Below are 23,969 nucleotides of genomic sequence, written 5' to 3'. Positions count from 1 at the left end.
CGCTCAATAGCTTTGATTCAACTCGTCGGCGGCGGGGATTTCCCGCTCGCGCCGGGCGATATAGTCCAGCAAGGCTTCGTTACGCCCCTCGTCCAGCTTCGGCTCTTCGTAATCGGCCAGCAGGGCGCGGGCATGGGTCAGCGCGCGCTCGGTGATCTCCTTGCTGCCTTCCGCCACCCATTGTTCAATGGAATTGTTGTCGAACATCTCCGGCATGAAGAAAGCCTGCTGGAAGTTCTCCTGCGTGTGCGGATGGCCCAGATAATGCCCGCCCGGACCGACATCCGGCACCGCCGCCAGCGCTGTATCGAAATCATCCCAACGCAAGCCCTGCGCCATCCGGTAGGCCATCGCGCATTGTTCGGCATCCACGATGAACTTCGCAACAGAGCAGTGCATCCCCGCCTCGTTCCAGCCTGCCGAGTGCCAGATATAATTGGCCCCGGCATGCATCACCGCGGACAGCGTCGTGGCGCTTTCATAGCCGGCCTGAGCGTCAAAGGTCTTGGCCCCGCCCAGCGTGCTCGATGTGCGCCACGGGACGCCGTAATACCGGGCCATCTGGCCGATCATGAAGTTCATTTGGCTGATTTCGGGTGTGCCGGCCATCGGGGCCCCGGATTTCATCGACACCGTGGACAGGTAATGCCCATAGATCGCGGGCGCGCCCTTGCGGATGACCTGTGTATAGGCCAGCGCCGACAGCGCCTCGGCATTGAGCTGCGCGACTGTCGCAGGGACCGAGGCAGGCGTATTTGCGCCGCCCAACACAAAGGGAGAGCATAGAACCGGCTGGTTTCGGCGGCAGAAGGCGCGCATTGCGCCCAGCATTGTCTCATCCCAGACCAGTGGCGAGTTGCCGTTGCAATTGCCCGTGGTCACGGGATGCGTTTCCATGAAATCTTCGCCGAACAGGATTGCGCACATCTCCATCACGTCTTCGGCGTTTTTCGGGCTGGTGGTCATGCCCATGAACGTCTTGTCCGAGTATTTCATCGAAGAATAGGTGATGTGCAGGTGGCGCTGGCTGATCGGGTGGTCATAGGGTTCAACGATGTGATGCGCCGAGGAATGCAGCGCGGGCATCATGTGGCTGAGCTTGTGGAACATCGCCAGATCGTCCAGCACCGGATTGCGCCGCACATCGTCCAGATCGCGCAGGAACGGCGCCCCGGTCATCGGCACGAAGATGGCATTGCGTCCACCAAGACGCACATTGTTGGCCGGATTGCGCGCATGGTACGTGAAGTCGGACGGGATCGTGGAGATCAACGCGCGCACAAGGCCGCGATCCAGATAGACCCGCTCCCCCTCGACCTTGGCCCCGGCTTTGCGCCAGTCTTCCAGCGCGATGTCGTCCCGGAAATGCACGCCGACATTCTCAAGGATATCCATCGACGCCGCATCGATCCGTTCGACCTGCGCGCCGTCCATCAACTCGCAATGTGGCAGCGTGTTGGTCAGCCCCGGGAGCATGGTGAAATCGCGTGCAGTGCGCATTTGGCGGCGGGCCGCGCGGCCTCCAGCGCGGGTACGAGGCTTGGCAATCGTTTTGGTCATGGCGGTATCCTTCCTTGTCGCAGACTAGGCGGGGCAAGGGGCGCCGTTTTGTGGGATTGCGAAGAATACGTGCAGGAAACGACATCAGCCGTGCCGCATCGTGCGCGGCAAAAAGGCGACGGCCCAGCTTACGCAATGGCCGCCGCCTGCGTCATACAATGACTGGCAACAAAATAGTTCGTTAACTCTGACGAATGTGGCAGGGCCGGGTGGCGTGAAGGGGGCGGGCTTTGGCCTGAAACAAGACAAACGCGCCCGAAATGGAAACACTGCGTTTCAAGGCCCGCATGAAATCCGCGCCGCCCGCATTCTGGCTGGCGGCGCGGTGGACCGGCTTACAGGATCACATCGCTTGCGTTGAAGTCTGCGACCTGGAAGTTGTCGATATAGATCACATCGCCGCCACCGAAGTTGATCCGCATGGCTGTACCGGCATTGGAGGCCAGCGACAGCACATCGGCAGCGAAGTTGTCGAAGTCGAATGCCGACAGATCAAGCCGGTCAATTCCATCCTCCCAGTCACGGATACGGTCGAAACCGCCCGCGCCATCGGCGGAAGAGGCGAAGATGAACGTGTCGCGCTGGCCGTCGAAGACACCGCCGCCGAAGCCGCCGAACAAGGTGTCGTCGCCCGCACCGCCCGAGATGTAGTCGCCGCCGCCTTCGCCAAGGATGTAATCATCCCCGTAGCCGCCATTCAGCACATCGCCATTGCCGCCGCCACGGATATCGTCATCGCCGCCGCCGCCGTCAATCGTGTCGCCGCCACGGTTGCCGCGCAGGAAGTCGTCATTCGCGCCGCCATCCAGATAGTCGGAGTCAAACCCGCCATACAGGTAGTCCGTCCCATTGCCGCCATAGAGGAAGTCATCCCCTTCGAGCCCCAGCAGGGTATCGTTGTCGCGGTGGCCATACATGATGTCGACCCCTTCGGCCCCGCGCAGCGTGTCATCGCCCGCATTGCCATAAAAGGTATCGTCGCCGCCTTTGCCCTTCACAACATCGTCACCGGTTCCGGCGGTAAAGATGTTGTCGCCACTATCGCCAATCAAACGGTCATTGAACGCAGAGCCGATCAGGTTTTCGATACTGGTGAAGGTGTCGCGCCCCTGTCCGCCCCCGACATTCTTGCCGGAGAATTGAAGATAGACGTTCACACCGCCCAGCGCGTCACTGTAGTCAATCGTGTCACTGCCAAAGCCGCCGTCGATATTGTCGTCACCCGCGCCGGGGGCGATCACATCGTCACCTGCCAGCGCGTCGAACGTATCGTCGCCGCCCAGCAAGCTGACCACATCGTCGCCGGGCGTGCCTTGCAGAATGTCCGGCGTGTTGCCCAGAACAACCGGGGCCGGACCATCGCCAATGGTGATCGTGGTGTTGAGGATCGTCCCGTTGAAGGCCTGACCGGGTGCCGGGGTCAGGACCAGTTCGACCGTCTCCGCGCCTTCTGTTTCATTGTTGTCGCCAAAGACCTGAACGGCCACAGCGGCCTTGGTGGCCCCGGGGACAAAGATGACCTCGTTGTCGATCAGCGCGATATCCGTGTCCGCGGTCCCGGTTCCAGACAGCAGCTCAGCCTCGAAGGTCAGCGTTTCGCTGCTTGGACGGGACAGGCTGACATCCACGAAGAACACCGTGCTGGCCGCGCCGGTCTCATGCACTTGCGTCGGCGTCCCGGCGACGGCTTGGTTCGTTCCCAGCCCGTCATCGTCAAGCACGAAGCCCGTGGCGAGGATTTCGCCCTCATCCTGCGGAAAGACCGCGTTGACGGGGTTGGTCAGGCGCAAATGAATGCTTTCATCCCGCTCGTCGAGCGTATCTGCTTCGGCTTCGACAAAGACCGATTTGGTCGTCTCACCGGGCGCAAAGCTCAGCGTGCCCGATTGCAGCCCGTTATCAAGGTCCGTCGCATCGGCAGAGCCGGGCACCACGTCATAATCGATCGTAACCGTCTCGGTGCTGGGTTCGGACAGGGTCACGACGAAGCGCAGGTAGTTGTTGTAGAACTCATACACCACGTCGCCTTCAATGCTGACTTCCGGCAGCAGCGTCGTGTCCGTGTCGAGGATCAATGCCACACCGACGGCCCCATCGGTTCCGATAGAGGGGCTGGGAGGCGGCGTCACGACCAGCGCGAATTGCTCTGCCGGCTCGCCCGCATTGTCGTTAAGGATATCGACCGCCACGCTCGCGGTGTCTTGCCCTGGCGCGAAGGTGATCGTGCCGATCTGGGCGATGTAGTCGCTGCCTGCTTCGGTGGTGATATCCTGCGTTTCATAGTCGAAGGTGATCTCGGTCTGCGCAGGCTCGGACAAGGTGATTTCAAACACCGCCTGAGAGATACCATCCCCGCCTTCAACCACCACGGGATCAGAAACGAACACAGCCATGTTGGGCCCGGCCCCATCATTGTCATGGATCACCCCGGTGCTGCGCAGGACAGGAACACCGCCCGCAAAGACGGCGTTTTCAGACGGCTCGAAGAGTTCCAGGGTGATATTCTCGTCCCGCTCGTCAATCGTGTCGTTTTCCGCCTCGATGAAGACCGACAGGGAGGTTTGCCCCGGCGCGAATGTGACCGTTCCGTTGTTCACCGTGCTGGAGAAAGCGGAGTCGAGATCGTAGTCGATCGCGGTGTCGCGCAGAGTGCGGTAGGACACGGTCACCGGTTCCGCGGCCGGTTCCGACAAGGTCAGAACGAACCGCATGTAGTTGTTATAGAACTCGGTCGTGAAGTCGCCGGTGACGCTGATCTCTGTCAGGGGGCTGGTATCCGTATCAAGGATCATCGCCTCGCCCACGGCCCCGTCGGTGTTGATCGACGGGCTGGCCGGTGGCGTCACGACCAGCGCAAAGCTTTCCACCGCCTCTGCATCCAGATCGCCCAGCACCGGGACGGACACCGATGCCAGGGTCTGGCCCGGCTGAAAGCTGACCTGGCCTGACATGGGGATGTAATCCTCGCCCGCGATGGCCGACAGATCCTTCGTCGCATAGGTCATCGTGAAGGCGCTGCTGGCCGGTTGCGACAGGCGGATTTCAAACACCGCTTCGGTCTGGCCTTCGTCGCCTTCGGTCAGGACCGGATCGGACACGAATACCGCCAGATTGGAGCCGACGCCGTCGTCATCCCAAATGATCCCGGTGCTGCGCAGCACGGGTGTGCCCCCGGCAAAAACCGCATTGGCCGATGGATCGAAAAGCTCGACCACGATGTTCTCATCGGCTTCGTCGATGCTATCGCTTTCGGCTTCGATCAGGATAGACAGCGTCGTCTGCCCCGGTGCGAATGTCAGTGTGCCATTGTTGGTCGTGTAACTGAACGCAGCGTCCAGATCATAATCCGTCGCGGTGTCGCGCAGCGTGCGGTAGGACACAGTCACCACGTCCAGCGCAGGTTCGGACAGGGTCACGGTGAACCGCATGTAGTTGTTGTAGGCTTCCAGCGTGCTGTCACCCTCGATGCTGATCTCGGGGAAGGGGCTGGTATCGGTATCCAGCAGGGTCGCCTCGCCAACCGCACCATCGGTATTGACCGCGACACCGCCCGGCGGGGTCACGACAAGCGCGAATTTCTCGGCCGCTTCGGCATCGAGATCGCCCAGAACCGGCACCCGCACCGCGGCCACATCCTGACCGGGCACGAAGCTGACGCTGCCGGAGGTCAGTTGATAGTCTTCGCCCGCCGTCGCGGTGATGTCTGCGGTCGTGTATGTGAACGTCATGGCAGACGTGGCGGGTTGTGACAGGCGGATTTCGAACACCGCGTCGGTCTGGCCACTATCGGCTTCGACGATCACCGGGTTGGACACGAAAACCGCAAGGTTCGATCCCGCGCCGTCATCGTCGTGAATGATCCCGGTGCTGCGCAAAACCGGGGTGCCGCCCGCGAAGACGACATTCGCAGTCGGATTGAACAATTCCAGCGTGAAATGTTCATCGGCCTCGTCGATACTGTCGCTTTCCGCTTCGATCAGGATCGACAGGCTGGTTTGCCCCGGTGCGAATGTCAGGGTTCCGTTATTCGCGGTGCTGGTGAATGCGCTGTCGAGGTCGTAATCCACCGCCGTGCCGCGCAAAGTCCGGTAATCAACGGAAACGGAATCCAGCGACGGTTCCGACAGGGTCACGATAAAGCGGACGTAGTTATTGTAGAACTCGGTCGCGAAATCGCCTTCGATGCTGATTTCGGGGAGCACGCTCGTATCAGTGTCGAGGATCGTCGCAGTCCCGACCGCGCCCGCCGTCCCGATAACGGGGTTGGCTGGCGGCGTGACGGCCAGACCAAAGAGCTCCGCCGCCTCGCCATCAATGTCGCCCAGAACCGGGACGGAAACATAGGCAACCTCTTGTCCAGACGCAAAGCTGAGCGTCCCCGAGGCCGGGGTATAGTCGCTGCCCGCTTCGGCGGTGATATCGAATGTCGTATAGGTGAAGGAAAAGCCGCTGCTGGCGGGCTGCGACAGGCGCACCTCGAAGACCGCGTTCTTGGTGCCGCTATCGCCTTCGACGATTATCGGATCGGATACGAACACGGCAAGGTTCGATCCGGTGCCGTCATCGTCCAGAATGACGCCGGCGCTGCGCAACACCGGCGCGCCATCCTCGAACGCGGCATTGAGCGAGGGGTTGTACAGCTCCAGCACGACATTTTCGTCAAACTCGTCGATCGAATCCGACTCCGCTTCGATCAGAACAGTCTTGGAGGTTTCACCCGGCGCGAATGTCAGTGTTCCGTTATTGGCGGAGTTGTTGAACGTGTTATCCAGATCGTAGTCGGTCGCCGTATCCCGCAACGTGCGGTAGGACACCGTGACAACATCCGTGGACTCTTCGGAAAGCGAAACCGTGTACTCGATGTAGTTGTTGTAGAACTCAATGACGTTGCCGCCAGATACAGAAATATCGACCATTGGGTATTCCCCTGAAAATTTGGAATTAGCTGCAAAATTGTGTTCAATTGTGAGCATGAGCCTGTATTGTTTACAAGCTGCATCTGCGCGAAATTAACGAAATATTAAGTAATACAATTGGGACTGCCTGCGCATTGGCGCCGGTGGCTTTCTATTGGCTCAAGCCGCCGTCATTGCCGGGCGTGAAACGGCTCTTCGACCATCGGCCAGACCTGCGCGTGAAAGCGTCGGAACGGCACTTGTGCCACGTCTGCGGGCATGGTGCCGGGCGTTGCCATATGGATGATTTCCTGCGCGACCGGCGCGAATCCCGCGTAAAAATGGTTGGAGCTTTTCACGACCACCGCCTTCATATCCGCCAGCGGCACGCCCAGATCGGTGAAAGCGTTCGGGCTGAAGGTTTGCGTGCGTTTGGTTGACAGGACGATGTGAACGCCATCGGCCTCAAGCCAGACGCCGGTGCCCATCTCCATCTCGGTCTTGCCAAGGAACTGGGTCATGCCGTGCCGGATGCCGCGCACGGTGACGTCCAGATCGACCGGCGTGCCGGACGCTTCGCAGATCTTGCCGCCGATCCGCACGCGCAGATTGGCACCAACCCCGGCCTCTTCGCAGGTGCGCACAAGTTGGGGATCCCAGTACAGACCAAGCGCCACATCCGTCATGCCGCGCGCCAGAACCTCTTGCAGCACGAAGGTTGAATCCGATGGCGCACCGCCGCCCGCGTTATCGGCGTAATCGGCCAGAACGAAACCGCCGGTATTGGCCGCCTGCACTTTGGTCAGCGTGTCCTCCATGCTGGCAAAACGGATCAGCAGCCCTTCGCGCACGTCCCAAAGTTTGCGCCCGAACTCTTCGGCCACTGCCGCCGCCTTGTCCGCATCGCCATCGCAGATCGCCAGCATCCGCATCCCGGCGCGCGGGTGGTCACCATAGGGGAAGGAATGGGTCAGCGACAGCGACAACACCCCGTCCTGGCCTTCGCGTTCCTTCATCGCCGTGACGAAATCCTTGGCCGGGCCGTCATTCAGCGTCGGCATCATCAGCATCATGCCGCACTCATATTCGCGCATCACCGGAGAAATCTTCCCCTCTGCCGTGTCGGCGGCAAGGGTGAACAATTCGCGCGCACGGTCCGGGCTGTCGATATGGGAATATTCCTTGTACATCACGATAAGGTCCGCCGCCGCCAGCATCGCTTCGGTGAGATGGTTATGCGGGTCGATCTCCAGCCCGATCACCGCATCCGGCCCCAGAATGTCGCGGGCGCGCGTCAGGGTATCGCCCTCGCAATCGTCATAGCCGTCGGCGATCATGGCGCCATGCATGGAAAGCAGCAGAATATCGGGCTTTTCGCGTCGAATATCCTCAAGGATTTCATCGCGGTACTCTTCGTACACACTGCGAATGGTGATCCCCGCGGGCTGGGCAAAAGCGCACAGGCTTTCATAGACGTTCCAGCTACGGTCCTCGGCCATGCGGCGCCATTCGATAAGCGGGGCGGAAAACAGGTTGGGGGGCTGCTGCGTGGCGTCGCGTGTCGCCATCGCCTCCTCGAAAGAGGTCCGCCCGGTCGGTATGGGGGAGAACGTGTTCGTCTCTGTGGCGAGCCCGCCGATAAGAACCTTCATGTCGCATTCTCCCAACGCATTGGGACACCTGCGGCCCCTCGTGCGACCATGGCAGCATAGAAGCCCCGGCAATGCACGGATTTTCCGCCCGCGGCGGCTTTGGCCTTTGCAAAAAGACAACAATAAGGCGCGATCCTGTGACCAATGGGAAAAACCGGGCCAACTGCTCATTGAAAAACAACTTTTAAAATGGAACAAATACTTCAACACGCACAAGTTGCAGAGACTTGGCGCAGGAACTTTCGTGAGTAACTCCGCCCGCATAAGAACAACATGGGCGCCTTGGACAGTGGATTACAGGGAATGAAGCGACGTGCCGTCTTGAGGTCCGTCGGAGCAGGGGTTGCTGCGGCAGCTTTCTCTCTGGCAAGCAGCGCAGAAGCAACTTCATTTACGACAACAGTGCCCGGTGCCGGGATTTCGCTGCCCTCCGCCTATCCCGAGGCAGGCGGCGTTGTCATCGTCATGGTCGGTGTCAACGGGCAGGTCTACTACCAGTTCAGCGACCCCGATGGGGCGTTCCGTGGATTCAACTCAAACGGGCAGCCGGCCAGTTTTCGGGGCAATCCGTTCACGATCAACGATCCGATTCCGCTCGATTGCGGTATCCGTACCTGCACCGACTATTTCGGCGGCGAGATCGCACAGGTCTATATCCGGTTTTCGGCCTATGATGGCGATACGCAACCCGGCGGGTTTGACGAAAACGACATCAGCCTGATCATGAATGGTGTCAATGTCGGGTCGTGGTCCGGCCTGACGACGGAAAAGACCGATAACAGCGGCACGGTCAGCCAGGGATTTCAGACGGGCTTCGGCAATAACAGCTTCAACACCGGGTGGTTCAGTTCCTCCGATCCGGCGCTGACAAACAGTCTGCTGTCGACCGGCGTCACGACCACGCAGGTGCTCGACGACGATCCGAACGACAACTACTGGGATTTCCGCCGCGGCAACAACCTGTCGGACGAGGCGCTGCGGACCATTGCGCCCGGCTATGAGTTCGAAAAGACGACGACCGCCACCGATTACACCACGGTCGGTGAAGAGATTACCTATACCTACACGATCACCAATATCGGGTCGGTCAACATCAACAACCTATCGGTGTCCGATGACAAGGTCGATGCCCAGGGCGGCACCGTCACCTGTGACAAGACGACGATCAACGAAACCACTGGAGGTGGCCAGCCCGAGGTCGCGACATGTACCGCGATTTATACGGTCACACAGGAAGATATCGATAACGGTACGCTGACCAACGTGGCCAGCGCTATCGGCAATCCTGAATTCGGTGTGCTGGGGGCGGTGACGGATGAGGTGACGCTGAACGGCCCCACATTCAACCCGGACATGACCATCACCAAAGTGGCACGTCAGCAGACATTCTCTGCGGTGGGCGATGCCATCATCTATGATTACGAGGTCGAAAACACCGGCAACACGACACTGACAGATGTGTCGGTGATGGATAACCTGATCCCGTCGCTGTCGTGTTCCGTGGCCAGCCTGTTGCCGGGCGATACGTTGACCTGCCAGGCGACCTATGAGGTCACGCAGGAAGATGTGGATTCCTTTGCCCTGAACGGGACATTGCTGACGAATACCGCCACCGCCGAGGCCGAAGATCGCGGCCAGACAGGGCTGACCCGCAGCGTGGATGAAACCGTCAGCGGCGCTGCTGCCGCGCCTGCGATCGTGGTGGATAAATCCGCGCTTCAGCCGAACTTCTCGGATGTCGGGGATGTGCTGCAATTCCGGATTGAAGTCACGAATACCGGAAATGTCACATGGCCCGCAGCGCCGACCATCACCGATGCGCTGATCACCGGGGCAAGCGGCACCGTCGATTGCCCTGTGGGTCCGATTGCGCCCAATGGTGCGGTCATCTGTACGGCGGAATACGAGATCACTCAGGCGGATCTGGACGCGGGCGAAGTCGTGAACACGGCGCAGGCCGATATCACCGTGGGCGGCGTCGCGGTGTCCGATACCGGCGAGGTGACAGTGCCCGCGCTGCTGGAAACGGGCCTGACCATCGTCAAGGCGCTGAACGCGGCCAGCCCGACCAGCTTTGATGCGACCGGGGTGGCGCTGACCTATGACTACACGTTGACCAATACGGGCAATGTCACCCTCACCGCGCCGGAAGTCACCGATGATCTGATCACCGTGACCTGCCCTGCCGGGCCGATCGCGCCTGGGGCAAGCATTACCTGTACCTCCGACGATTACATGACCACGCAGGAAGACCTCGATGCAGGGGAAGTCACCAACACCGCAAGCGCGGCAGGCCGTGACCCCGATGGCGACGAGGTGACATCTGACCCGGTGGAACTGACGGTTCAAGCCGATCAGATGCCGGATCTGACGCTGGACAAGCAAGCGCCGGTGGTGGACCCGGTCGACTTCTTCGCGACGCAAACGGTGACCTATACCTATGAGGTCACCAATAGCGGCAACACGACGATCACCGAACCGATCACCGTGACCGATGACCGTTTCCCCGATCCGATTGAGTGCGGCACCGCCGCGCTGGACCCCGGCCAGTCGCGCACATGTCAGGCCACCTATGAGATCACCGTGGCCGATGAAAATGCCGGGTTCGTCACGAATACGGCGACAGCCACCGATGGCACCACGACGTCCAACGCCGATACCGCCACGGTCCCGCAGGCGGGCACCGATGCGATCACGCTGGACAAGGTGGCCGACCTTGCCAGTGTCTCCAGCACCAGCGACGTCATCACCTATACGTTCACCGTGACCAATGTGGGCGATCTGTCCATCGACACGGCGCAAACCATCTCGATCAACGACCCCAAGCTAAGCAGCGTCACCTGCGATCAGACCCAACGGATTTTCCCGGTCGGCGACGGGACGCCGAATTCGGTGATCTGTACCGGCACCTATTCCCCGACGCAGGCCGAAATCGACGCGGGCGAGGTCGAGAACAGCGCGACCGCCGAATTCACCCGGCCGAATAACGGGTCGCCCTTCACCGTCACATCGCCCTCTGCGACGGCGACGGTTCCCGTTGCGATCACGCCGTCCTTTACGCTGGACAAAACCGGCCCCAGCGATTTCAGCGCCGTGGGTGAAACCATCACCTACACGTTCCGTGTGACCAACCAGACAGAGCAGACCATCGCCTCTGCCACGGTGACCGATCCGCTCATTCCGGGTCTGTCTTGCGATTTGACCAACATCGGACCGCTCGATTTCGCGGAATGCACCGGCGACTATGTCGTGACGCAGGACGACATGGATGCCGGCCAGATCGACAACACGGCCTCTGCCACCGGTAGTTCCAGCACGGGCGCGCTGATCGATCCGGTCACGGCATCCGAGACGACCCCGATCAATCCGGCCGCCGCGATCAAATCGCTGGACCTGTCGAAAACGGCTGACACGGCGGCATTCGAGAATGTCGGTGACCAGATCCGCTATACTTTCGCGGTGGCCAATACCGGCACACAGACGCTGACCGATATCACTGTGACCGACCCGCTTCTGGGTCTGACCTGTACGATCCCGTCGCTTGCGGTGTCGACGGTCGATGATTTCTCCTGTCAGGCGATCTATACCGTCACGCAGGCCGATCTGGACGCGGGCGAGATCGTGAACAGCGCCTCGGCCACCGCGCCGGGTGCGACGGGGGACAACAGCACACTGACCACGCCTGCCGCCAATCAGACCGCTGCATTCACCATCGAAAAAACAGCGGACGATTCCACCAATGTCGTGGCGGGCCAGCTCATCACCTATAGCTACGAGGTCGAGAATACCGGCAATGTAAGCCTGTCCGACGTGGCGCTGACCGATACGCATACCAGCGCTTCCGGGGCGCAGACGCTGACGATTTCCGGGGGCGGGCAGACGGGTCCGCTTGCGCCGGGCGACAGTGTGACCCTGACCGCGACCTATACGGTGACGCAGGACGATATCGACGCGGGTACGGCGCTGACGAACACGGTAACTGGCACGGGCACGCCGCCCGCCGGTGTCACGGCCCCGACCGCAAGCGACGATGAAACGGTGACGGTCGATGCCGCCGATCCTGATCTGCGCGTGGTCAAGACGGAAGTCGACGGCGACAGCACGTTCGGTGCAGTGGACAGCAGCGAAGACTACAGCTTCGAGGTGTTCAACGACGGCAATGTGACCTTGTCTTCGCTGGTGCTGACCGATGATCTGACGGGTTTCTCCTGTACCCTGCCGGACCTCGCGCCGGGCGGCTCGACAACGGTCTGTGCCGATAGCACGCCGCTTTCGACAAGCTATACGGTCCTGCAATCGGATGTGGACGCCAAGGTTCTGGGCAATACCGTCGATGTGGCCGGGCAAGCCCCGGATGGCAGCGCGGTCACGGCCAGCGATACGGTGTCCTTGGCCGGCCCGACGCAGGCCCCGTCCATCTCCATGACCAAGACCGCCACAAGCGGTGCCGGGTTCACCGCCGTCGGTGACGAGATCACCTATGACTACGTGGTGCTGAACGATGGCAACGTCACGTTGACTGCGCCGATCTCGGTGGCGGACGACAAGACAAGTGTGACTTGCCCGCCGCTGCCGGGGGGTGGTCTGACACCGGGCGCCACCCTGACCTGCACCGCGACCTATGCGGTCACGCAGGCCGATCTGAATACGGGCGAAGTCACCAATGTCGCCACTGCGACGGTCAACCAGCCGGTTGTTCCGGACACAGTAGGCGGCCCGAACACGATTACCGCCACCTCTGCTCCGCAGAGCGAAACGGTCGCCGCCGCGCAGGCCGCGGAATTGAGCATTGCCAAGGCGATCGCAGCCGGGTCGGAATCTTCGTTCGATGCGCCGGGCGATACGATCACTTTCGCATACACCGTCACCAATACCGGCAACGTGACGATCCCCGGCCCGATTCAGGTCACGGATGACAAGATCGCGGGCGGCGCGGCGCAAGCCTGTTCAACAGCAGCACTGGCGCCGGGCGATGACGTGACCTGCGAATTGATCTGGACCGCCACGCAAGAGGATATCGATGCGGGGTCCGTGACCAACACCGCCTCTCCGGTCGCGAGCTTCGGCAGCAATCCCGTGCCGACCGATAGCGACAGCGTGACCGTCCCGGCGGTACAAACCCCGGAGATGACCATTCTCAAGGAAGTGGTCAGCATCGAGGATGACACCTTTGCCCAAGGCAAGGATGTCACCTATCGCTATACGGTGACCAATACCGGCAACACGACCTTCGGGACCGAGCCTGTCATCAACGACAACCTGATCGACCCGGCGGATATCACGATCGACGCGACCTTCCCTGCCGCGGGCCTCGCGCCGGGTGGCAGCATCACCTACACCGGCGTTTATGAGCTGACCCTGACCGATATTCAGATCGGCAGCGTCACGAACAATGCGACGGCGACGGCCGATGGCACGACATCGCTTCCGGCGGCAGCGACGGTTCCGACCAATGCGAACCCCGCATTGACGGTCGAGAAGAGCGCGCAGGAGACGGAATTCACGCAGGTCGGCGATACGATCAACTATAGCTATATTGTGACGAATACCTCGCCCGGCACGCCGTCCCCGGCCTTCGCCAATGCGATTACCGTGACCGATGACAAGGTGGCGGTCACCTGCCCGACACCGGCGGGGGGGCAGCTTCTGGTCGGCGAAAGCATCACATGTACCGCGCAATATACCGTAACGCAGGAAGATCTTGATGCGGTCTCTGCGGGCCAGTCCGGCGGTTTCGTGACCAATGTGGCGACCGCCAACACCGTCTTTGGCGGCATGGATGTGCAATCGCCTGCCGACACGGTAACTGTGCCAGCGGTTAACGATCCTGCACTGACGGTTGCCAAATCCGTGGCGGGCGGCCCTGATCCGGCCAGCGCGGAGGACGTCCTAACCTTCGGCATCCTGACCACCAACTCCGGCGATACAACGCTGAACGGGGTCGAAGTCTCTGACCCGCTGATCCCGGCACTCGACTGCTATCTTGGCACATCGAACGCAGGCACCCCGGTCAGCGGAACCGCGACGCTGGCGCCGGGCGACACGCTCTATTGCGAGGGTGATTACACCGTCACGCAGGCCGATATCGACGCGCAAGAGCTTGAGAACACCGCAACCGCGTCGGGCACGACCCCGGCGGGCGACGCCGTTACCGGCAGCGGCAGCACCGAAGCGAACCTTGACCCGGCCGACCCGGAGGTTGAGGTCACCAAGGCGCTCAGCTCCAGCGAGCCGGACGCCGATTACTCCATCGTCGGGCAGGAACTGGAATTCGAAGTCACCGTGACCAACACGGGCAACGTGACGCTCACCTCGGTTGAGGTCACGGATGCGCTGGTGCCGGGTGAAACCTGCACCGTGACGGAACTTGCTCCGGGCGACATCGACACAAGCTGTACCTTCTTCTACATCGTCACGCAGGACGATATCGATCAGGGCAGCCTGACCAATACCGTCAATGCAACGGCGATCCCGGCCAGCGATCCGACCTCACCGGTTGAGGATGAGGGCGAGATCACCATCGATGGCCCCCCGGCGGAACCTGCCTTCAGCCTCGCGAAAAGCGCTGATCTGGCGCAGTTCAGCACGCCGGGCGAGATCATCACCTATAGTTATGTGGTGGCGAACACGGGCAACGTGACCCTGCAAAGCCAGCCCACCGTGACCGATGACAAGATCGATACCGTGTCCTGCCCGGCCTTCCCGGCAGGTGGCCTGACGCCGCTGGACTTCATCACCTGCACCGCGACCTATGCCGTGACGCAGGACGATATCGATGCGGGCGAGGTGACGAATATCGCAACGGTGGAAAGCGCCGAAGTACCCTTCGATCCGACCGACCCGGAACGCGCGGAAGCGACGGAAACCGTTCCGGCACAGCGCGGCCCTGCCTTCACCATCGCAAAGCAGGCCGAAGATGCCACGGACGTAATCGCAGGTCAGACCATCCTTTACACCTACACGGTGACCAATATCGGGAACGTGACGCTTGACGACGTGACGCTCAGCGACATGCACACAAGCGCCGCCGGAACCGTGCCGTTCACGATTTCCAATGGTGGCGTTATTTCTACCCTGCCGCCGGGCGAGGATGCGACACTGACCGCCAGCTATACGGTGACGCAGGCGGATATCGACGCCGGGGCGGATATCACTAATGCCGTGACCGGAACTGCGACGCCGCCCACCGGCCTGACGCCGCCCACGGCAAGCGACGATGAGACCGTCACGGTCGCCGCGCCGGACCCGGAACTGGACGTGATCAAGACCGTCGCCTTCAACACTGGCACCGCGCCGGGCGATATCGTTACCTTCTTCATCAATGTGGAAAACACCGGCAACGTGACCTTGGACAACATCGCGCTGACCGATGTGCTGCGCGATGGCAATGGCGATCTGATCCTGCCCGCGCCGACACCGGTTCTGTCCTTTGGCGATGGTGTCTCCCTCGATGTGGGGGAGGTCTGGGTTTACGAGGTGAACCACGTCCTCACACAAGACGATATCGACAGCGGCGGGCTGAGCAACTCCGTCCAGGTCACCGCGCTGGATCCGTCCGGCACGCAGGTCAGCGATGTGTCGGACACTGGCGCGCCCGGCTCGACCGGGTCCACGCCGACCGGGTTTGAACTTCCGGCCGATCCCGAACTCACCAGCACCAAGCAGATCACCTCTTCGGGCACCGAAGTGGGCGATACCGTCACCTTCCTGATCGAGGTCGAGAATACCGGCAACGTCACCATGACGGGCGTTGCGATTGTGTCCGACACGCTGGAAACGCTGGAAGGCGACCCGCTGCTTCTGGCCACCGGGCCAAGCTTTGGGGGCAGCGATGCCGGCTCGCCCGATGGCACGCTGACCGTGGGCGAGACCGCGCGCTACATCGCGACCTATGTGCTGACGCAGGCGGATATCGACGCGGGCGGTATTCAGAACTCCGCCGTTGTGTCGGGCAATCCGCCGACCGGCCCCCCGGTCACCGACACCAGCGATAATGGCGACCCGGCCGATGGCGATGACAACCCGACCCAGCTTGTGATCGCGGCGGAACCGGAAATCTCCTTTGCCAAGGAGTATGTGGGCACAGACGCCACCTTCGATGCCGTTGGCGATGTGCTCGATTACCTGTTCACTTTGGAAAATATCGGCAACGTCACCCTGACGGACCCGATTGTCGTGGATGATCCGCTGATCCCCGGAGGCGTCACCTGCGATGTGGTCTCGCCAACGCTGCCTTGGGCTCCGGGCGAAATCCGCGAATGTACCGCAAGCTACACCATCACGCAGGAAGACCTGGATCGCGGCGAGTTCGAGAACACCGCGACAGCGACCGTTGGAACCGCCGCTCCGGTGACGGACACGGCCACTGTCCCGGCCAACCAGGCCCCGGAGCTGGAGATCGAAAAGGTCGCGGATTCCGTTGATCCTGCGACCGAGTTCTTCGTGGGGGCCGTGGTCGGGTATACCTATACGGTGACCAACACCGGCAACGTCACGATCACCGATGAAATCACCGTCAATGACAACCTGATCCCGGCCAGCGACATAACCTGTCCGCCATTCCCGGCCGCAGGGGTCGCGCCGGGCGGCACCTATATCTGCACGGGCGTTTACACCGTGACATCGGGTGATGTGGACCTGACCTCTGTCACCAACAGCGCGACGGCCACCGACGGGAATGTCACCAGCCCGCTGGTGACGGAAACCATCCCGAACGATGCCGAGCCTGCGCTTGAAGTGCTCAAGGAGCTGGTCAGTGTCACCGATGCCAGTGGCAACCCGCGCGCGGGCGGCTTCGAAGAAGTGGGCGACCGGATCAACTATCGCTTCACCGTGGAAAATACCGGTGCGCTCGCCTTCGTGAATGACGTGGTGATCAACGACACCAAACTGCCCGATCCGCTGGTCTGCTACACCGCAACGGCGGCGGACCCTGATTTCCGACCCGGCGAAACCGCAGTTTGCGAAACCGATGCGACCACCGCCTATACGGTCACGCAAGAGGATCTGGACGCGGGCGAAGTCTTTAACGAGGCGCTTGCCGAAACCAGCCTTGCGGGCCTGCCCGCGCCGGTAATCTCGGCCCCGTCGACCGTGACGACCGAAGCCGCGACTGAACCTGCCTTCGAGCTGGTGAAATCGACCACAGCGACCGAATTCACCGATCTGGGCGAGATCATCACCTTTGACTTCACGCTGACCAATACCGGCAACCAGACCCTGACGTCGGTTGCGGTCAGTGATCCGCAGATCCCCTCGCTGGTCTGCGAAGTGGACAGCCTTGCCCCCGGCGATGAGCTGATCTGTAGCGGCGATTATGAGGTGACGCAGGCCGATATCGATGCGGGCACCTTCACCAACTCTGCCACCGCCGAGGGCATCACGCCGAAGGGCGTGGCAGTGCCGGACGTATCCGATAGCGTGACGGTTCCCGGCCCGGCGGCGGAACCGCTTAGCCTTGCGCTGACCAAGACCGCGACGCCGACGCCGTTCGGCGCGGTGGGCAGCCTGATCACCTATGGGTTCGAGGTGGAGAACACCTCCAAGTTCACCGTAGTCGATGTGACCGTCACCGATCCGCTGATTCCGGGCTTTAGCTGCACCATCGCAACGCTTGATCCTTTCACATCTGACGCGACGACCTGCACGGCGACCTATACCGTCACGCAGGAAGACGTGGATGCCGGAGAGATCGAGAATACGGCCAGCGTCAGTGCCGATGACCTCAATGGCACCCGTTCTGTCACGGTGGAAGATACGCTCACCACCGCCGGTCCGGTGCAGACCCCCGGACTGGAAGCGACCAAGACCGCCAGCTTTACCGCGCTGGTGCCGGGCGAAAGCATCACCTACATGCTGACGGTCGCCAATACCGGGAACGTGTCGCTGGATGTGACGAACATCGCCGACACGATGAACCGGATTTCGACCAACGCGCCGACCTTCCTGACCACGCCTTTTGCGCTGAGCAGCGGGGATGATGATCTGGACGGCCTTCTCGATGTTGATGAGGTCTGGACCTACACCGCACAGTACCAGATCACCCAATCCGATCTGAACTCAGGCGGGGTGCGCAACACTGTTACCGTGACGGCGGATGGCCCGAACGGGTCCGGAACCGTCAGCGACGTGTCCGACGACGGCAATGATGGCGACGGCAATTCTGTCGATGATCCGACCATCGTGGAGATCACACGCGACCCGCGCCTTGACGTGATCAAGACCGTTGTGGCCACCGGCGCAGTGGCAGGCGACACGGTTGTGTTCGAGATCGTCGCAAGCAATGTCGGCAATGTCGATGTGACCGGTCTGACCGTGTCCGATACGCTCAGCCGTGCAGATGGCACCGTGATCGGCGCGCAAACCGCATCGCCGGTCGGGACCATTCCCGCAACCTTGGCGCCGGGCGAAAGCGCTACATGGCAGGTGAGCTATGAACTTTCGGTCGAGGATATCGACGCGGGTGGGCTGTCCAACGTCGCCACGGTCAGCGGCATCGGGCCGGGCAATGTGCCGGTTTCGGACGTGGCCGATGACAATGACGATAGCGATGGCAACACCGAAGGCGATCCCACGCTTTTGACCATCGCGCCTGCACCGCTGCTGGAGGTGACGAAAACCTCGGACAACCAGACGGTTCAGCCAGAAGAGCCGGGCGATGTCGTCACCTTCGACATTACCGTGGCAAATACCGGCAATGTTACCCTGACCGATGTGACGTTCACAGACACGCTTGAGCGTCTGGATGGCACGGCCCTGACACCTGACAGCATCACGCCCGCCAGCCTTGCGACGCTGGGCGCGGATGAAATCGCCGATGTCACCGTGACCTATACTCTGACGCAGGATGATTTCGACGCGGGCGGCATTCAGAACACGTTCGAAGCTGCAGGCAGCAGCCCTCTGGGCCTGCGCGTGTCGGATGTGTCGGACGATGGCGACGATACCGATGGCAACACGCTGAACGATCCGACTGAAATTCTGATCGAAGCGGACACGACCGTCGCGGTTGAAAAGACCGCATCTGTGCCAACGCGCGTCGCCCCGTCCGTGTTCGAGGTCATCTTTACACTCTCGGTCGAGAACCAGGGCAACGTGACCCACGAGGATATCGTTCTGAACGACGATCTGTCGGCCTTCGTCGCGCCGGCGGTGCTGGATACGGTCGGCACGCCTGTCGCCACGGGCTTTGCCACGGGCGGCGCGAATACCGGCTATGACGGGGTCAGCGATATCAATACCGTCAGTGCCGGAACATCGCTGCTGCCGGGGGAAACCGGCGTCGTGACCCTTGCTGTGCGCTATGACGTGACGAACGGCTCGCCCGCCGGGCTGAACACGGTCGAATTCTCGTCGAACCGGCTGTCGGTTCCGGTGACGGCGTCGGTCGGCGTGGCCGCAGTGGAGGAAGATCCCGACATCGTGGCCAGCAAACGTGTGATCAGCGGCCTGCTGGTGCAGCGCGGCTCGACCGTGACCTATGAACTGACCTTCGAGAATCGGAACACAACGGCGGAGGCTGGCCTGACCTTTGTCGACCGCCTGCCTGCCGGGATGCTTTATGTGCCGGACTCGGCGCTTTTCAACGGCGCGGACACGCCCGCACCGACGGTGGCTGGCAGAACCCTGACTTGGACGGGCCAGACGCTTGATCCGGGCGAGACAGTGACAATCCAGATCAGCGCGCGTCTGCTCGACGGGCCGGGGGAGTATACCAACACCGCCTATGTGCTGGGGCCGAGCGGCGCGCGCGTGTCGAACACCGCGACAGCGACTGTGCGGGTGACGCCAGAGGCCGTGTTCGATTGCTCTGACGTGATCGGCAAGGTCTTTGACGACCGCGATGGCGATGGCTATCAGGACCCGCCAGAACAACTGCGCGGCATCACCAATCAGGATTTGTTCAAGCAAAAGCTCGGCAAGCTGTCCACGGCCCAGATCGAAGAGGATGGCGGTGAGCCCGGCCTTCCCGGGGTCAAGCTGGTCACGGCGCGCGGCGACATCATCACCACCGATGAATATGGCCGCTTCAACGTGCCTTGCGCGGAACTGCCGGAACGGATCGGCAGCAACTTCCTGCTGAAGCTGGACGAACGCAGCTTGCCAACCGGCTACCTGATGACGACGGAAAACCCGCGCGTGATGCGCCTGACCGCCGGTAAAATGGTGGAAATGAACTTCGGCGCACGGCTTGGCAACGTGGTCGAAATCGACCTGACCGGTGCTGCGTTCGCGGGCGATGAGCCAAGCGCAGGCCTGCGCCAGGGGCTGTCAGGTCTGGTCGATCACATTCGCCGCACCCCGGCTGTGGTGCACCTGCGCTACAACCGGTCGGACGAAGGCGTGGCCACTGCGCGGGCGCGACTTGCGGCCACGGAAAAGGCCCTGCGCGCGGCATGGCGTGGGCGCGGAACGTACAGCTTGGATGTCCAGCGTTCGGTGAGGCGGTTGCAATGAGGGTTGGTACGATGAACAGATACGCAGCGATCACGGCCGTCCTCCTGTCCACAACGGCACTTCCCGTTCTGGCGCAATCGGGCAGCGGGTTCTCCATCTCGCTCAATGGCGATCAGGTCTCCGGCGATCCGGTCCTGCGCCGCAAGGTCGAAAAAGCGGATGAGCAGCTGCAAAAGGCGGATGTGCGCGTTCAATATGACGGGCTGGTCACAACGCCGCGCCTGGATTTGCAGATCACAGGCAGCGATGCGGGATACGCGCCGGGTCAGACCGTGACGCTGCAATCGGAAATGAACTATCCGGGATTCGTGACGCGGGGCGAAGTCCTGCTGATCGAACGCCGGGTGCGTGGCGGTCCGCGCGTGCTGAGCCGCCACGACGTTCCGCCAAATGGCGCGGTTTCGATCACCGTCCCCGAAGGCGAAAACATCGTTGCCGTGCACCGCGTCTATGACGCGCGCGGCCGCTATGACGAGACCGCCCCCCTGACCATCTCCACCGGCGATGAACGCGGCCTTGAGGACGGGGTCGAGGATGGCAGCAGCGCACTGGTGCGGCGGGGAATCCCTGTCTTTGGCGGGGCCGTTACCGTGTCCGGCAGCTCTGTCGCGCCGGGCGCGTCGGTTCAGACACTGGGCGAAACGGTGCGGCCTGACCCGTCGGGACGCTTTGTGATTCAGCGTATCCTGCCTCCGGGGGACCATGCGGTATCGGTGCGTACTGTTGGCGCGGGGCCGACTGTGGACATTGTGCGCGACATCGAAGTGCCGCGATCGGAACTGTTCTATACGGCGCATATCGATCTGACCCATGGCTATCGCGACAGCGATCTTGACGGCAGCGGCACCTATACGCGCGGGCGCATCGCCGGGTATTTCAAAGGGCGCTATGCCAATGGCGTTGAAGTCACCGGCCAGATCGATACCGGCGAAGGGGATCTCGACGAGATTTTCGAAGGCTTGGATGAGCGCGATCCGCGGACGACTTTCCTGCGCATCGACCCCGATGACCTTTATCCCACCTATGGCGATGACAGTACGCTGTTCGATGACACGCCGACGTCGGGCAAGTTCTATCTGCGGGTTCAGAAGGACAACAACTACGTGGTCTGGGGCGATTGGCGCGCCGATCTGCAAGGCACCAACCTGCTGCGCAATGACCGCACGCTTTATGGCGGGCGGCTGCATCTGGAATCCAAGGACACGACGGCGCATGGCGACCCCAACTGGCGGGTCGAGGCCTATGGCGCGCAGCCCGATGCCTTGCCGCAGCGCGACGTGTTCCGCGGCACTGGCGGGTCTGTCTATTTCCTCAGCCGTCAGGACATCAGCATCGGCACCGAAACCATGTTGGTGCAAGTGCGCGACGGCACCACGGGCCGTGTGATCGAGACCCGGACGCTGGTCGAGGGCCGAGACTACACCATCAACTATATTCAGGGCATCGTGACCTTGCGCGCGCCGCTGCAATCCAGCACCGGATCCAATGGCATCGTCATCACCGATCCCGGCGGCGCGGCCGATGTGAACCTTGTCGCGCAGTACGAATACACGCCCGATAGCGGTGATGTGGACGCCTTTGCCTATGGTGGGCGCGGTGAGGTCTGGGCAACGGAGCAGTTGCGCTTTGGCGCGACGATCCAAAGCGAGGAAACCGGGTCGGGGCGGCAGGACGCTTATGGCGCCGACCTGCTTTACCGTATGAACGAAGAGACCTTCGTTCATCTGGAATATGCCCGCTCTGACGGGCCGGGATTTGGCTATCAGGTCTCTACCGATGGCGGTCTGGTCTTTGACCCGATCGCGGCGGCAGGGGGCGATGGTGAGGCGGTTCGCATAGAAGGTCGCGCCGCGCTCACCGATCTTGGTCTTGGGGTCGATGGGACGATCAGCGGCTATTGGGAAACCCGCGATGCGGGCTTCTCGTCGCTGGATTACACCACGACGGCAGATGAAACGCTGTGGGGGCTGGCGCTGGATGCGCAGGTAACGCAGCGGCTGACCTTGGGCGCATATTACGACAGCTACGAGCAGGATGGCGGGCGCCTTGACCGCGAAGGCGGGGTCGAAGCGGATTATATCGTGAATGACCGCGTGTCGCTGGCCTTCGGGATCGAAAACCTCGAACGGCGGGGCATTTCCGGGTCGGGCGATGGCACGCGGACGGATGCGGCGGTGCGCCTGACCTATTCCCCGCGCGAGAACCTGTCTTGGCACGTCTTTGCGCAGAACACGCTGGAACGGTCCGGCACGCTGGAAAGCAACGACCGGTACGGCGCCGGTGTCAGCGTCGCGTGGGATAACGGCTGGAGCGTCGAGGGCGAACTGTCCGATGGCGATCTGGGCGAGGGAGGGCGCATCCTCGTGCGCAATGACAAGGGCGAGGATGGCAATTCCTATATCGGCTATGACCTTGATCCGACCCATGAAGTCATCGGCATGACCATGTCGGAAACCGGCCGGTCGCGCGGGCGCTATATCTTTGGCGGGGAACGTCCTGTCAGCGATACGGTCACGGTATTCGGCGAAAACAGCTATGACCGGTTCGGACGGTATCAGACGCTGACCTCGGCCTACGGCGTTACCTATGAGCCGACAGATCGCCTGTCCTATCTGACCGCCTTCGAGGTCGGGCAAATCCGCGACCGGGTGAATGGCGATTTCGACCGTTACGCGCTGTCGCTTGGGGTGCAGTACCATTCCGAAGGCTGGAACGGCAAAGCCCGGCTGGAATACCGGGACGAAGACGGGTCGCGCTCTGGCTCGACACGGGACAGCCAGACATGGCTGTTGGCCGGATCGGGCAGCTACAAGATCGACGAAAATCAACGTCTGGTCTTTAGCGCGCAAGTCTCACGGACCGAAGGCAATAGCGGGATCGCGCCGGACAGCGATTATACCGATATTTCCATCGGGTACGCTTATCGGCCCGTGAATAACGAACGTTTGAACCTGCTGTTCCGCTACCGCTATCTGGACGACCAATATGGCCAGCAGCTTGACAATTCGGACACGCTTGGCCCGGTGCAGCGCAGCCATGTGTTCAGCGTCGATGCCGAATATGACCTGAATGAACAATGGTCGCTGGGGGCCAAAGTGGGCGCCCGTCTGGCGGAAAGCGCCGTGGACAGCGATTCCGACTATACCCGCAACGATGCGGTTCTGGGGGTGCTCAACGCGCGGTGGCACGTGGTCAAGAACTGGGACGCGCTGTTCGAGGTCCGCGCGCTGGAGCTTTACGACGCAGGCACCACAGAGATCGGCGGGCTGGCCGCGATCTATCGGCATGTGGGCGACCACCTGAAAATCGGTGTGGGCTATAACTTGACCAATTTCAGCGATGATCTGACCGACCTGACCTATGATGATCGCGGGGCCTTCATCAACATCGTTGCGAAGTTCTAAGC

Annotated in this window: 5 protein-coding genes; 2 read left to right on the top strand and 3 right to left on the bottom strand. The window is 61.6% G+C overall.

Features of this window, described 5'->3' with window-relative positions; translation table 11 throughout:
• Nucleotides 1–3: 3 nt before the first annotated feature.
• From E4Z66_RS15205 to E4Z66_RS15195, 3 genes are all read right to left on the bottom strand, one after another.
• Nucleotides 4–1,560, bottom strand: coding sequence for a trimethylamine methyltransferase family protein (locus E4Z66_RS15205; protein ID WP_136463905.1), 1,557 nt, complete (start codon nucleotides 1,558–1,560; stop codon nucleotides 4–6).
• Between the two features lie 335 nt (nucleotides 1,561–1,895).
• Nucleotides 1,896–6,476, bottom strand: a complete 4,581-nt coding sequence (locus tag E4Z66_RS15200; protein WP_168797817.1) for a Calx-beta domain-containing protein — start codon at nucleotides 6,474–6,476, stop codon at nucleotides 1,896–1,898.
• 170 nt (nucleotides 6,477–6,646) lie between these two features.
• Nucleotides 6,647–8,107 carry a M81 family metallopeptidase gene (locus tag E4Z66_RS15195; protein ID WP_136463903.1) on the bottom strand — a complete coding sequence of 487 codons (1,461 nt, stop codon included), beginning with the start codon at nucleotides 8,105–8,107 and terminating at the stop codon, nucleotides 6,647–6,649.
• Between the two features lie 303 nt (nucleotides 8,108–8,410).
• Here E4Z66_RS15195 and E4Z66_RS15190 point away from each other — a divergent pair, with 303 nt between their 5' ends.
• Nucleotides 8,411–20,563 carry a DUF7507 domain-containing protein gene (locus tag E4Z66_RS15190; RefSeq protein ID WP_211097168.1) on the top strand — a complete coding sequence of 4,051 codons (12,153 nt, stop codon included), beginning with the start codon at nucleotides 8,411–8,413 and terminating at the stop codon, nucleotides 20,561–20,563.
• Between the two features lie 11 nt (nucleotides 20,564–20,574).
• Complete coding sequence (locus E4Z66_RS15185; protein ID WP_136463901.1) at nucleotides 20,575–23,967, top strand: LPS-assembly protein LptD; 3,393 nt, start codon at nucleotides 20,575–20,577, stop codon at nucleotides 23,965–23,967.
• Nucleotides 23,968–23,969 lie beyond the last annotated feature (2 nt).

The sequence above is a fragment of the Aliishimia ponticola genome (assembly GCF_004803475.1).
Lineage (GTDB): Bacteria > Pseudomonadota > Alphaproteobacteria > Rhodobacterales > Rhodobacteraceae > Aliishimia > Aliishimia ponticola.
This window is presented reverse-complemented; position numbering and strand designations above follow the sequence as displayed.

What these genes read in the sequence shown, in the direction of transcription:
- E4Z66_RS15205 (WP_136463905.1), bottom strand. Translation starts at nt 1,560, where the DNA reads ATGACCAAAACGATTGCCAAGCCTCGTACCCGCGCTGGAGGCCGCGCG.
- E4Z66_RS15200 (WP_168797817.1), bottom strand. Translation starts at nt 6,476, where the DNA reads ATGGTCGATATTTCTGTATCTGGCGGCAACGTCATTGAGTTCTACAAC.
- E4Z66_RS15195 (WP_136463903.1), bottom strand. Translation starts at nt 8,107, where the DNA reads ATGAAGGTTCTTATCGGCGGGCTCGCCACAGAGACGAACACGTTCTCC.
- E4Z66_RS15190 (WP_211097168.1), top strand. Translation starts at nt 8,411, where the DNA reads ATGAAGCGACGTGCCGTCTTGAGGTCCGTCGGAGCAGGGGTTGCTGCG.
- E4Z66_RS15185 (WP_136463901.1), top strand. Translation starts at nt 20,575, where the DNA reads ATGAACAGATACGCAGCGATCACGGCCGTCCTCCTGTCCACAACGGCA.